Source organism: Bacillus sp. PPSBB_2 (assembly GCF_045291115.1).
Lineage (GTDB): Bacteria > Bacillota > Bacilli > Bacillales > Bacillaceae_G > Bacillus_A > Bacillus_A cereus.
On the sequence record NZ_CP147983.1, the window covers coordinates 3488121 to 3502081 of the forward strand.

Below are 13961 nucleotides of genomic sequence, written 5' to 3' on the forward strand. Positions count from 1 at the left end.
TTACTCCTTTATAATCGTATTATCAAATTAAATAAATGTATTTTACAATTTTAAGCTTAGATAAAAATTGTAACTATAGCCAATCGATTTTACATACCTCTATATACATAGGCTAATAGATTGGTTTGCTACTTTTTAGATTCAATTCATTTCTCAAAAATTACTCATTATATAAGCTATCTTTATATTTATTTATATACGTTATTTTTTGTGGTTCTGATAACATATTTATTGCCATCCACACATTCTTTTTCATTTCTACTTTTTGCATTGGTATCTCTTTTAAAAACGGATTGCCTATAATCGCTTCCATTTCTTCATCAATTCTTTGTATAAGATTTTTTTCTGGATTATTTTGCAAATAAGTATTTTTCAATCCCCATTTTGTCATTATAAATTCATTTGTTTTATTCATAGGATTAATAATAGTAGCTTTACTAGTTAATCGTTTTTTTACTTCATCATGATAGATTTTAATTCTATATCCTTCTTTTAGTGGGATGATATCTTTTACAACGGTTACATTTGTTCCTTCCATTTCCTTCGTATAAATTTTTTCACCTTTCTCATTAAACACCTCTATTGATGCATATTTTTCACCTGCATAATAGCTATGAGGCATTTTAGTAGTAACCGTAAAAACAGCTCGCTTTTGCTCTAAGTCTGTATTTAATTCGGCAAACTGATCATCTCCTAATCCTAGGAATTGAATCGTTTCATTTACCAAATTGCTCACTTTCATTTCGTTAACATCAATCGTTAAACTATTATCCTTTTCCTTTACATAGGCATAATACGTACTGAAATGGTACATACTATCCGTTTTCCCACCTGAAATCTCAACCGTATAGATTCCATTTGGTACGTCTTGTAAATTGATATCTGCTGTTTCAATTGTTTTTTCTTGAATAACTGTATTCCCTTCTTTTAATTTAATCTTTCCTCCTTTCAATGTATCTATTTCATTTGTATTTAAATGGATATGCAAATTCCCTTTTAACCCAAGTGAAGCAATTTGCTGATTCGTAACTATTTCAAAGTTAGAGTTTATCGGAATATCAGGATCAATTAGAGCTCTCGCCTTAGCTAATTGTGATTCAGGCACTATATACGCTAAAGAAGTAACTGCCGGATAACCTTTCGCCCTATTCATCTCTATTTGTTTATGATTAAGCTTAAAGCCCCATCTTTCAAAAACGGGTGTAAAATCAACTTGTACATTCTCGCTATAATACTGATTCATTAAATCTGGTAAAGAATGGTCACCTTTTTTAAAAGCAGCATTACTAGCTAGTTTTCGATAACCTTGATACATTTTTGCAAAAGCTTCATTGCCAGCTTTTTGTTTCGCCATCGTTAAAAGAATAAGTTTTTGTCGTAAATCTAAGTCATCATAATTTTTATTTTCTTTCATTAAAGCATTGTATAAATTCCGTTCTACCTGTTCCTTCTTCCCAAAATTAGATAACCAACCAACTTGATCTGCTTTTTTGCCGTATTTACTATATTGATATTGAACACCAAATAGATTATTAGAAACTTCTCCTGTAAATATTCCTTGATTATCAAAACCAGCTTGGTATCCATGAGCGATTTCATGTAAAGTTCCCCAACTTAGTTTATCTAACCACATCTTTGTACTATCTGTACTATTGGCTGTCCAATTTACGCCATAATAGGCACCGCCAGCACCAGATATATCTGCTTTTAAGAAATAACGATTTTGACTTTTTTTATTTTCAACCGTTGAGCCATCTAAACCAATAATTGAATCATACATCGCAAAAATATCTTCATAATATGCAATTAACTCATCCAACGATTGAAAATCTTTTAAAGATCTTACTAACTCTTTATCTTTTTTAGGTACAAATAATTGAAAACTCTCCCCTTGAATTAACGCATACTCTCCATCAAATTGATCCCATGTACTAAAAAATTGAGATACATTTCCTTGTTGTTTATAAATCGGAAGAGGTTTAGTAGCACTTTCATTCCCTAGTTGGTACTCAAGTACAGCGTGCTCTTCACCATACGGAGTATCTATGAAAGGAACTAAAGGCGTATCACCTTGGATAGTAACCCATTCATTTCCTACTTGTATGGATTTTTCATTTTTTGAGTCATTAGACAATAAACGTAATGTTAATTTGTCTTTAAAATTAGGATTCGTTTGTCTTACCTTTAATGGTGTATTTCTCTTCAAAATAAATCCTAAATCTTGTCGATCGTGATATTTCCCCTTACTTATGCCCGCCTGAAATATCCAAGTAGGCTCTTCTAAACTAGTAATTTCTTTTACATTTGTTCGTTCATCAGCATGCAGGTGTATATTTCCTATGAGGAAAAATATTGTATACATTATGCCTATAACAAGTAATCTTTTCATTTGCATATCTCCTTTTCTATTTTTCATATACAAAATACAATAAAACCCTCCTTCTTCACTTATAACTGTCGTCAGTAAGTTACTTATCAGTGTAATTATTATAGTTACATTAACTCGTGATTATCAATCATTAAATGTATGTAATTTTGCATATGTGAATATTTAATAACAATTCCCAAAGTATCGTATAATTATCAATATTTTTTCAGACATTATTCAAAAAAAACACGAAGACCCTTAAGTCTTCATGTTTTTTATACATGTTATTAAACTTGTGATTGAATTAATTACTAAAATCTTTTTAATCGCGAAAAATCAATTATTTTTAGGCTGATAGCCATACGTAAACTTTTATGATTTACTCATCCTTTTTGTTCTGTAATATTAAATTTTGAAACCAATTCCGTTAATTCTTCCACCTTTTCTTTCATTTTGTTGGATTGAATTGATATTTGTTCAATTGATACGGCCTGTGATTGAATTGAATTTACTGTTTGAAGAGTCTCCTTTTTCACATCCGTTGCAGTTTCAGAAACTAGCGAAAGAGAAGCATTTACTTCTTCTGTACCAGCAGACATCTCTTCTGTCGCTGCGGATACTTCTTGAATTTGACTTGTAATCTTATCAATATCTCTCATAATAGACAAGAAGGTTTGATTCGCTTTGTAAGCAGCTTCTTTTCCTTCTACTGCCTTTTGTTGTCCTTTTTGCATGACATTAACTGTATCTTGGGTATCTTTTTGAATGGATTTTATTAAATGATTAACTTCTTTTGCAGATTCTTTAGATTGCTCAGCCAAGTCTCGAACTTCTGCGGCAACCACTGCAAATCCTTTCCCATTCTCTCCAGCACGTGCCGCTTCAATAGCGGCATTTAAGGCAAGAAGATTCGTTTGTTCGGCAATATTAGTAATTGCAGCGAGAGCTGTATCAATCTGTTGTGTACGTGTAACAAGTTTATTTATTACTTTTGATGTTTCCTCGACAACATCATGCACACTATTCATTTGAAGAATAGAGTGATTTATCACTTCACTACCGATATTTATTCGTTCTGTAGTCGTTACTGCTACCTCAGCGACTACTGCTGAAGATTCAGCTACAGTTTGCACCCCTGTTGTAATTTCTTCCATTGAGGATGAGCTCTCCTGAATACTAGATACCTGTCCTTCTATTTTTGTTTTTACTTCTAAAACAGTCTGTACAACCTCATTTGAAATACTAGACGCTCGATTTGTATCTTGTAATACGCCCTCCGTAGTAGAAATAACCTCTTGTGTTGTCATCTTAACATTCGCAATTAATTGTTGAAGGTTATCTAACATACTATTAAAAGACTGAACAATATGCCCTAATTCATTATTTGCTTTATAAGGAGTACGTGTTGTTAAATCTCCAGCTGCTACTTTTTCCATATCATTTTGTAGTAACACAAGTGGTTTTCGGATAGTTAATTTAATAATATATCCAATTAATATAATTATTAAAATTGCTAAAAGCGAAATACTAACAAACATTATCATTGTATTTTGAGCACTATTATTATTTTCCTTCTGTAAAAGCTCTGCATTATTACTATTATATAAAATTAATTCACGAATTGATTTTATTGATTTTTGCATATTAGGTTCAATCTCTTTTAGGTAATATGCATATGCTTCCTCATTATTAGATTTCCCTAATTCTTGCGCTTTCTTCATTTGAGTTCTTAATTTATTAAATGTTTCATAAAACGTGTTATATAATTCTTTTTCTTTAGTAGAAATAACTTTAGCCTCAAACTGCTTTAAAAGATGATCATTTTCCTGACGAATTCCGTCCATTTCTCTTATTAATTCATTCATTCTTTTTTCATCTTTTGATACCATAATTTCCATAAAGTTCATATTAACATGATAAAAATTAGATTCTACAATACCAATCCACTCAATTGGTAGTAAATTATCCTCATACATATTAGAGGAAGTACTTTTCCCTCTTTCTAATCCCCAAAACCCTATTAGGGATAATACTATACATGCAATACTTGATATAGTTATTAATATGTTTAGTTTTGTACCAACCTTACTGTTTCTTAATAATTCCAATTCACTTTCTCCATTCTAATATATAGTTTAAGTAATGTATTTTATACCAAGAATCCAAAAATTACGATGTTTATTTTGTAATATGCAATTTTGCATATCATCCACTACTGATTCAAAATAACCTAACATTGTAATTTTGGTTTTCCAAAAATTCATGATTATGAACACACCCTATTAATTCTTGAACTTCTCATCCAAAATATCCAAAAATATTGTGGCACCAGGGGAACCCATCATTGATATATAAATTACACTACCATACAAGACTAGCTTAAAAATATTTTTCTTATTGCTCATTTTTCTATTTCCTCTCTATTAGAAGTACTCCTAGCACATCACACTAATAAAAACGATAGTATTAAAAAATAAGGAAAGACATAACACCTATGTCTTTCCTCTAAAATTGTAACACTCAATATACTCTTAGCTCTATTTGATTTGCCAGTTAAATCCTCACATTTCTTTCTTTATAATATCTCCTAACTCTGTCCAACTTGTAATACGTGGGATGTTGAGATGTTGATTGTAAGAAGTAGTTTTTGCATACACATTTATCGGTTTTCCTATTAACGTTTCTAAGACTGCCGGCTTATCATCAAAGAAATAGTTTAATTTTATTTCTTGTATGAAGTGTATTTTTTCTTCATCCTTCATTCCATAGAAAAAGCGATCTTCATGTACCGGAAAACCTTTTTCTATTAACCATTTTTTTGTTTGCTCTCCATGCTCTTTAGGTCGCGCCGTTATATAGTAAATTTCATGTCCCTGTCTTTCTAATTCTTGCAATGTCTCTACTGCATACGGAAACGGTGAACAAGAAGTATAATAAATTTCATCCAGCAAACTATTCCACATATGACTGCCTTCCTCCGAAGTCATGCCAAATGCTTCATGAATTTCAATTGTTTTTAAAGAATGAAATATATCCAATCCTACTTTTTTGTTTAATTTTTTATTATATAAATGAAAAGCATGCTGCCTTAAATCAATTAACGTATCATCGATATCAAATCCAAACTTCACTCTTCATCGCTCCATTCTGCCATCCATTTATCGGAACATATAAGTAGTTTTTATTCTCCTTATATGTTCCGATATTCTGGATAGCCAATAAATCTATAATCTTTTCCAGCCTGGGTAAATGATATATCCTTAAATTCAATTGCATCTTGCATTTTAGTAATACCAGTCCCCTCTACAAAGCTAGGCGCCAATCTGCCCCCAATAATTTTTGGTGCGACATATAATATAAGTTTATCCATCAATTTATTTTCAATAAACGAAGCATTTACCTCTCCACCACCTTCAATAAGCAGGGAGGAAACTCCTTTTTGCCCTAAAACATCAAGCATTTCATGTAAGTTTATATGCTTTTCTCCGCTAGTAACAAATACTTTAACTCCTGCATTTTCTAATGCTTTCTTTTTTTTCGCTGCATGATTACTTGTTGTAAATATCCAGGTAGGAGCTTCTCCATCTGTAACAACGTTAGCTTCCATCGGTATGCGTAATGTCGAGTCCAATATTATTCGAATTGGATTTCGTCCATTTGGAATACGCGTTGTCAATGATGGATTATCCTTTTGAACAGTATTCGCTCCTACTAAAATAGCCACATTTTCGTTTCGTATTTGGTGTACTTCTTGTCTTGCTTCTGTAGATGTAATCCACTTACTATCCGATGAAGACGTAGCGATTTTCCCGTCTAATGTAACTCCTGATTTAATCGTTACAAATGGACGCTTTGTCAAAATATATTTATTAAAGACTTCATTCATTTTTTTAGATTCTTCTTCACACACTCCTACAAGTACTTCAATACCTGCATCTTGTAGAATTTTAATTCCACGTCCAGAAACAAGCGGGTTTGGATCAAGTGTAGCAACTACTACCTTCTTAATTCCTGCTTGTACAATTGCTTCAGCACAAGGCCCTGTTCTACCATGATGAGAACAAGGTTCAAGAGTTACATAGATTGTACCACCACGTGCCTGTTCTCCAGCCATACGTATCGCATGTATTTCGGCATGTGGTTCTCCGGCCTTTATATGTGCTCCGACCCCTACAATTCGATTATCATTTACAATTACAGATCCAACCAATGGATTTGGAGTCGTTTGTCCCTTCATAGCCTTGGCATTTTCTAGTGCTAGCTTCATATACAATTCATGCTCAAGCATGTAAGTGTCCCCCTTCAAAATGTCCAGAACGCTGAATCTTCGTTTGCAAATATTTCTCATTAAACTCTGAGACATCACCCCATAACGGTTCACGACTCGTAACATTTAATCCAGCTTTTTGTAACGCTTCTAATTTTTTTGGATTATTTGTAATAAGTTTTACAGGTTTTGAGCGTAGCGCTTTTAATACTTCAATTGTATCATCATAGTTTCGAACATCATCTTCAAAACCTAGGTTCAGATTAGCTTCTACTGTATCTAACCCATTTTCTTGCAAGAGGTACGTCATAGCTTTACTAAACAAACCAATTCCTCTTCCTTCATGATTCGCTAAGTAAAATAAAGCACCTGAACCATGTTCTGTAATCATTTGTAAAGACTGCTTTAATTGAAATCCACAGTCACAACGTTTACTACCAAAGATATCACCGGTGTGACAAATACTATGCATACGAATTAGGGCATCTTCAGAATTCTCAAAATCACCATATACAAGCACACTAGATTGCTGCATATCAGCTAAATTAATAGATGAGAGTTTTTCGATAATTCCTTCTACACTATTTGTAACCTCACTACATTGTAACCAAGAATACCATTGGAAAACTTTAGTCTCCCCATATAAATTAATTGGTAATTTGATAGGGCCTACTAAAGAAATATCCTTTCCATCTTGATGTATAAATTGAATTTTATCTTCTAACATATGAATTGTATCTGTTGTAACCATTAGGTACCTCCTAGTATTGAGAATCTCTAAAAATTCTCTTCCATTGTTATATTTTTTATTGTTTAACTTACACAACGTAAGTGTTTTTACAGATGCTATTCTTTTTTCTCTCAGCTTATATGCAATATGTATCATTACAACTTTGGCCATTTAAAGAAAAGCGTTTCAGTTACATAAAACAACTTAGTTACTTTGTGTAAGTGAGTATACATTCGTAATTACTTTACGTCAAGTAATTAATTATAAAAATATTTGTTACTAATAGTAAGATGTTATATAATTTGTTTTAGGAGGTGAAGGAAAATGAATGATTCTACATTATGCCCTCGCTTTGAAAAAGGAATGAAATTTTTTAGTCAACGATGGACAGCACTCATTATTTACCAACTTTTCTCTGGACCTCAGCGCTTTTGTACGCTTGAATCTTCTCTTCCTGTTAGCGGAAGATTACTTTCAGAAAGATTGAAAGAATTAGAACTAGAAGGAATTGTCGAACGTAAAGTCTTTCCTGAGACACCAGTTCGTATAGAATATTCTTTAACTCAAAAAGGATTTGCTTTAGAAGCTATTATTCGCGGAATAGAAGAATGGTCACAGGAATGGATAGAACTTGAGGAATAACATAAAAGCTTTTTCGTATATAGTTTTAAGTAATCAAATTACAGATACCTATTATTAAAACGCTAGTTTTTCAAGCATTTATGAAAACCTAGCGTTTTTTAATAAATAAAATAAAATTTAAGAAATGAAACAAGATGATCAAACCGATCACCTTGTTCCTTTAAAGATTAAAATAGTGATTTTAACAACTTTTATTAATACATACTCGATTAACAGAAATAATAAATAGAATTTTTGTAACTAAACAGTTTTATTTTCGCAATACAGTTAGCTTATCCCGCTATTTGCGGACAGTAAGACCACCACTGATTAAATTTCCATTTTATTACATTTGAATATTACTTATGAAATTTCACACGCTCTTCAAGTGGTTGGAATTCTTTTTCACCTGGTGCAGCTGTTGGATTACCAAATGGCATTTGTGCAATTAGTTTCCAATTAGCAGGAACATTCCATTCTTGTTTTACCTCATCGTCGATTAATGGATTATAATGTTGTAAAGATGCCCCTAATCCCTCTGCTTCTAAACCTGTCCACACGACTAATTGGTGCATACCTGATGCTTGGTGTGACCAAATTGGGAAGTTTTCAGCATATGCAGCAAATTTTTCTTGAAGCGATTTAACGATAGACTCATCTTCAAAGAATAGTACTGTTCCATAACCAGCTTTAAAAGAATCCATTTTTTGTTGCGTTCCTGAGAAATCTCCATCTCCAACTACTTTTCTTAATGTTTCAGTTGTAATATCCCATAATTTATCATGAGCTTCACCAAATAATACAACTAATCGCGCAGTTTGAGAATTGAAAGCTGATGGAGTATATTTCACAGCAAACTCCACAATTTCTTTAATTTTTTCATCCGATACTTGTACCTCTTTGTTAATTCCATAGTAAGTACGTCTTTCTTTCAGTGCAGTATAGAAATCTTTTGTCATAATTCATTTCCTCCTAAGTTTTAATATTCTTCAAAATGATACATTGCGAAGATAATATGAGTTGAAATGAGTTCATTTTTGAACCATTGAACACCATAACACCAATTGCTAGTCATTCTGAATCTAAACCACTGCTTCTTGCTTCAGTTTCCCTAAAAAAACACTTATAGCATCATTGATACAATCTAGTGATCATTCGGTATTATTTTACCCATTCTCTATTCATGTATCCTGCTTGTTTCATATTTACACAAATATGAAAATAACCTTAAATTGCTGGTCAAAAAAGCCAGGTAGCATGAATAACACATTACCTGGCTTTTTACATTTTTAATTTAAATTCAACTAAACATTACCAATGAATAGTAGTAAAAACTATACCTGTCACTTATTTAATAATTAACATCTCATAAGGATGTTGTTCCATAAATCTATTCTCCCAAGGAATCTCTAATGATGTCCAATTTGAACCACCGTCTACTGACTGATACACTCCTTTATTGCTAAACAGATAAAACGTTCCATCACTTGTTGCCTTTAATACTGGTATGATTGTGCCTTTAGGAGTTGGTAAACCTACATTCATTTCTGCCCAAGACTGATTTTTTTCTTTCTTATAAATAAATGATTCACAATTTCCATTATTGTAATCATGCGCTACGTGTGGATTTGAAGATGTCGCGATAATAATATTTTCTGGATCATTTGGGTTAACTGCCATTTGATATGCGTAATGATGCTTTAGCCCGCTACACATATAGTTCCAAGTCTTACCTCCATCATTACTCTCCGCATACTCTTGACCTGGTTCTTTCAAGAATGAATCACCTAACACCCCGTATAAACGATTTGGGGCATTGCGATGTGATGTAAGAATGTGAATATCTTGAGGATAGTTCCCCTCTTTTTCCTCAGTCCATGTCTTACCTCCATCTACACTTTTAATTAATCCGCCTACCTCAATAGTCGTATAAATAGTTTCTGGATTATTAGCATCAATTTCAATATGTTTTACATGGTGTGTATATGTTCTTTGAGGAAAGAACCATGATGCATAAGATGGCATTTGTCGATAATCAGTTAGCAGCTCAAAACTGTCTCCTCCATTTTTGGATACGAACATTGCGCTCGGTTCAGTTCCTACATATACAATCCCGTTACCGTCATCCCCCTTCGCTGGAGATACAGAAACTGCTGTAATAGCTCTCATATGAATAGCATTTGCTGGGAACACTTCACCAAAGGAAGGTAACGCACCAATCGCTTCCCATGAACTTCCTCCATCTTTACTTCTCCATAATCCCCTGTCAAAGGTACCACAATACATTCTTTCTGGATCGTATGGATCTGAAGCTAACGCAACCGGATTCGCACCTACAAACTGCGATTGGACGCTCCATGTTGAGTCTTTTTTTTCTGCAATTACAAGTTCTCTATCAAACGCTAATATGAATTTTCCCATTACTAAAATCTCCTCGCTTCATGAATTTTCTACTATGTTATTTAAATTTTGAACATTACAAGTTAAGAGGTTAATTTTGTATGCTATAGCATACAAAAGATAAATTTTATAAGCAATATGTGATTAAAAACTTACATTATATAATTTGTTAACTTCACATCAGTATAATGAACAAGATGTCCTGTTAACTCATATAAGTCCATATGCCACCTCTAAATAAATCACAATTTACATGCTATAGCATATATAATATAGAATCCATTATTTTATGTCAAACTTTAATACTGTTAATCAGTTCTTTAGCTCGCCTAAAGTAATTTAAAAGTCATAATATAAACAGAAACATTTTATTGTCTATTCAATAAAAAAAGAGTGCAATTTTTGCACTCTTTTTACTCATTTCTATTAGAAATCAAAGTTATCAGGATCTGGACCAACGCGGTGATTTTGATTTAATGCATCGATTTTTTCCATATCTTCTTTCGTTAATTCAAAGTTAAATACATCGGCATTTGCAATAATACGGTGCTCTTTCGTTGATTTTGGAATTGTGATCACTTCATTTTGAAGATCCCAACGTAAAATCACTTGTGCTGTTGTTTTACCATGTTTCTCAGCAATTGCCTGTAATGTTTCATTATCTAATAATTGACCTTGCATAAGTGGTGACCATGCTTCCATTTGAATACCTTGTTCTTTACAGAAAGCTTGTAATTCTTTTTGTGTTAAACGAGGATGGTATTCTACTTGGTTGATCATCGGCTTAATTTCTGCATCTTTTATTACATCTTGCAGATGGTGAATTTGGAAATTACTTACGCCAATTGCACGTACACGCTTTTCTTTATAAAGTGTTTCTAACGCTCTCCATGTATCTTTATATTTCCCTTCTACAGGCCAGTGAACAAGATATAAATCTAAATAATCTAGCTTTAATTTTTTTAAGCTCTCTTCGTATGCAGCAATCGTTTCTTCATATCCTTGATCTGCGTTCCATACTTTTGAAGTAATAAATAATTCTTCTCTTGAAATACCAGTTGTTTCAATACCGGCACGAATCCCCTCACCTACAGCTGCTTCATTTCCGTAAATTGCAGCTGTATCAATGCTGCGGTATCCTGCTTTAATTGCTGATTTAATCGCTTCTACAAGTTCTGGTCCTTCTTCTACTTTAAATACACCTAAACCAAACCAAGGCATTTCCACACCATTACTTAATACTGTTTTACTTTGTAAATTTTTCATTTTATTTTCTCTCCTTTTATTTTACTTGATCTCTTTTTTCTAATGTCATACTCCATGCTGTTAAAATAACAGCACCTACTACCATAATGCCGCCTACCCAAGCTGTATGAATTAACCCTAACGAGTTCGTTACAATACCTCCTAAATAAGCACCAAGAGCAATCCCAGCATTAAACGCTGCAATATTAATTGCCGATGCAACATCGACAGCACTCGGTACAAATCGTTCAGCTAACATTACGACATATACTTGTAACCCTGGAACATTCATAAATGCGAATAGCCCCATTAAAATAATTGTGATTAACCCAGCTACCTTAAATGGTGCCGTAAATGTTAAAACAAATAGTATAATCGCTTGAATAAAGAACATGTAGAATAGCGCTCGAATTGGATTATGATTCGATAATTTTCCGCCAATCACATTCCCTATCGCAATGGCGATTCCATACACTAATAAAATGATAGTAACCGTATTTGCTTTAAATCCTGTTACCTCTTGTAATAACGGAGATAAATACGTAAATGTTACGAATGTTCCCCCATATCCTAATGCAGTAATAATGAAAACTAGTAACAGTCTTCCGTTCGTAATCAATTTAAACTGATCGCGGAATGATACAGACGCACCTTTTTTCATATTAGATGGAATGAGAATACTATTTGCAATTAAGGCGATAATTCCAATTACTACAATTGCTAAAAATGATGTTCTCCAGCCAAATTGTTGACCAATAAATGTTCCAATTGGTGCACCTGTAATAGTCGCAACTGTTACACCAGTAAACATAATCGCAATCGCGCTAGCCCGTTTATTTTCTGGGACAAGTGCCGCAGCAATTGTTGAACCAATTGACATAAACACACCATGCGAAAGTGCAGAAACAATTCGCGCAATAAGTAATACCGTGAAGCTTGTTGCTACCGCTGCGATTCCGTTACCAATAATGAAAATAATCATAATCCACATTAATAACGTTTTTCGTGACATATTAGCTGTTAATGACGTTAATACTGGAGCCCCAAACGCTACGCCTAACGCATATAAAGAAACTGTTAAACCAGCCGTTGTAACCGACACATGTAAATCTTCCGAAATAGATGGTAATAAACCGACACTAACAAATTCAGTTGTCCCAATCCCGAACGCACTAATTGCTAACGCTAACAACGCAAATATACTTCTTCGATTCGTCTGAACTTCTGAAGACGATGCTGTATATGAATTCAATTGAGTTTCCCCTCTTCCCTATAATTCCTATCATAATAGTGCGATAAAAAGGCCCTTTTATCTTCTAAAAAACATATTTAATCTCTACAAACGCTATTATGAATGGTTTCATTCTTTTTTTAAAGAACGCACTTTAAAGTACTATAGGTACTTTTTAGTACCGTAAAGCTTGTCTCTCTCTTACATGTACTATTATGAAATATATTCAATACAATGAATAGTACGTACTTTAAAGTGCTGTAGGTACTAAAAAGTAACATAGTTAGTTACCAGTACCATAAAGCTTGTTTCTCTCTTACATGTGCTATTATGAATGATAATCACCCTAATAAAAAGTACGTACTTTAAAGTACTATAGGTACTAAAAAGTAACATTTATATAACCTAGCTTATTTTGCTCAAAAATTGAAATCTACATTCCATGAAAAAGACTTTCAAATGAAGAAATACACTTTCCCGTAGAGGCAACTTTAGAGAATATTACTTAAACATATAAAGGATCATGTTCATTACCACAGACAAATAATAAAAAGGCAAAAACGAACAGAAATGTGTTCATTTTTGCCTTTTTTATTTAATGATTAAAATGTACGACTTTTGGAAAGGAAATCTGCATTAGCTCCTGTTACACCACTTTGTCCCCAGTTCCCTGGAATCATTTCACGAATAAGAATTAGCACTTTATCCAAAGGTGCATGAGTATATTTAGATGTTACTTGTGTAAGTTCGTTTACCCACTTATCCTTTGTCTCTTGATCAAATGTATTCCATATATCAATCTTAATAATAGCCATTCCATTAACGTTACGACCTAGTGTATCGTAAGACTCTTTTGTCTCCCAATCGGACACCCTACTTTTCACAGCAAAGGTAGCATCACTTGCTACAGCCCCAGCTTTCCCCCAATTTTCTTTCTCAAGTTCCGTTATCAACACTTGAATTTTGTCAGGGACAATTTTTAATAGTTTTATTGTAAGTTCCGTTACACTATAAATAAATTCCTTCTTTTTTTCTGTTGACATGGTTGGCCAAGTATTTAGCTCAATTAATGGCATAGTGTTGCCCCCTAAAATTAATT

11 protein-coding genes are annotated in these 13961 nt (G+C 33.0%); 1 reads left to right on the plus strand and 10 read right to left on the minus strand.

What is annotated here, in order from left to right:
- Positions 1-160: 160 nt before the first annotated feature.
- The 5 genes from V6946_RS17265 to V6946_RS17285 all read right to left on the minus strand — a co-directional run bounded on the left by V6946_RS17265 (position 161) and on the right by V6946_RS17285 (position 7386).
- The gene (locus V6946_RS17265; RefSeq protein ID WP_033692501.1) at positions 161-2389 is read right to left on the minus strand and encodes a putative mucin/carbohydrate-binding domain-containing protein; all 2229 of its coding nucleotides are present in this window, start codon (positions 2387-2389) and stop codon (positions 161-163) included.
- 362 nt (positions 2390-2751) lie between these two features.
- A complete protein-coding gene (locus V6946_RS17270) occupies positions 2752-4476 on the minus strand; it encodes a methyl-accepting chemotaxis protein (protein WP_086388699.1) in 1725 nt (574 codons plus the stop codon).
- 453 nt (positions 4477-4929) lie between these two features.
- Positions 4930-5499: a 5' nucleotidase, NT5C type gene (locus V6946_RS17275; RefSeq protein WP_086388700.1), complete on the minus strand. Its 570-nt coding sequence runs from the start codon at positions 5497-5499 to the stop codon at positions 4930-4932.
- 59 nt (positions 5500-5558) lie between these two features.
- Positions 5559-6656 carry a bifunctional diaminohydroxyphosphoribosylaminopyrimidine deaminase/5-amino-6-(5-phosphoribosylamino)uracil reductase RibD gene (gene ribD / locus V6946_RS17280; RefSeq protein ID WP_366981511.1) on the minus strand — a complete coding sequence of 366 codons (1098 nt, stop codon included), beginning with the start codon at positions 6654-6656 and terminating at the stop codon, positions 5559-5561.
- Positions 6649-7386: a GTP cyclohydrolase II gene (locus tag V6946_RS17285; RefSeq protein ID WP_000258856.1), complete on the minus strand. Its 738-nt coding sequence runs from the start codon at positions 7384-7386 to the stop codon at positions 6649-6651. Before V6946_RS17285 ends, ribD begins: the two co-directional genes overlap by 8 nt.
- 303 nt (positions 7387-7689) lie before the next feature.
- Here V6946_RS17285 and V6946_RS17290 point away from each other — a divergent pair, with 303 nt between their 5' ends.
- Positions 7690-8007 carry a helix-turn-helix domain-containing protein gene (locus V6946_RS17290; RefSeq protein ID WP_001000102.1) on the plus strand — a complete coding sequence of 106 codons (318 nt, stop codon included), beginning with the start codon at positions 7690-7692 and terminating at the stop codon, positions 8005-8007.
- A 338-nt stretch (positions 8008-8345) separates the two neighbouring features.
- On the opposite strand, the gene V6946_RS17295 is transcribed toward V6946_RS17290, so the two are convergent.
- The 5 genes from V6946_RS17295 to V6946_RS17315 all read right to left on the minus strand — a co-directional run bounded on the left by V6946_RS17295 (position 8346) and on the right by V6946_RS17315 (position 13938).
- Positions 8346-8945, minus strand: a complete 600-nt coding sequence (locus V6946_RS17295; protein WP_016123059.1) for a nitroreductase family protein — start codon at positions 8943-8945, stop codon at positions 8346-8348.
- A gap of 388 nt (positions 8946-9333) precedes the next feature.
- Positions 9334-10407, minus strand: coding sequence for a glycosyl hydrolase (locus V6946_RS17300; protein ID WP_197228986.1), 1074 nt, complete (start codon positions 10405-10407; stop codon positions 9334-9336).
- A gap of 405 nt (positions 10408-10812) precedes the next feature.
- Positions 10813-11652, minus strand: coding sequence for an aldo/keto reductase (locus V6946_RS17305; protein WP_000793565.1), 840 nt, complete (start codon positions 11650-11652; stop codon positions 10813-10815).
- A 16-nt stretch (positions 11653-11668) separates the two neighbouring features.
- Positions 11669-12883 (minus strand): MFS transporter, encoded by a 1215-nt coding sequence (locus tag V6946_RS17310; protein ID WP_001089896.1) that lies wholly within the window; start codon positions 12881-12883, stop codon positions 11669-11671.
- A 581-nt stretch (positions 12884-13464) separates the two neighbouring features.
- Entirely contained in the window at positions 13465-13938 is a 474-nt protein-coding gene (locus V6946_RS17315; RefSeq protein WP_006924195.1) for a tautomerase family protein, read from the minus strand.
- Between the last annotated feature and the right edge of the window lie 23 nt (positions 13939-13961).

Bases quoted from the DNA above. Each gene is read 5' to 3' on its own strand.
- V6946_RS17285 (WP_000258856.1), bottom strand. From the start codon at position 7,386: ATGGTTACAACAGATACAATTCATATGTTAGAAGATAAAATTCAATTT.
- V6946_RS17295 (WP_016123059.1), bottom strand. From the start codon at position 8,945: ATGACAAAAGATTTCTATACTGCACTGAAAGAAAGACGTACTTACTAT.
- V6946_RS17300 (WP_197228986.1), bottom strand. From the start codon at position 10,407: ATGGGAAAATTCATATTAGCGTTTGATAGAGAACTTGTAATTGCAGAA.
- ribD (WP_366981511.1), bottom strand. From the start codon at position 6,656: ATGCTTGAGCATGAATTGTATATGAAGCTAGCACTAGAAAATGCCAAG.
- V6946_RS17305 (WP_000793565.1), bottom strand. From the start codon at position 11,652: ATGAAAAATTTACAAAGTAAAACAGTATTAAGTAATGGTGTGGAAATG.
- V6946_RS17290 (WP_001000102.1), top strand. From the start codon at position 7,690: ATGAATGATTCTACATTATGCCCTCGCTTTGAAAAAGGAATGAAATTT.
- V6946_RS17265 (WP_033692501.1), bottom strand. From the start codon at position 2,389: ATGAAAAGATTACTTGTTATAGGCATAATGTATACAATATTTTTCCTC.
- V6946_RS17315 (WP_006924195.1), bottom strand. From the start codon at position 13,938: ATGCCATTAATTGAGCTAAATACTTGGCCAACCATGTCAACAGAAAAA.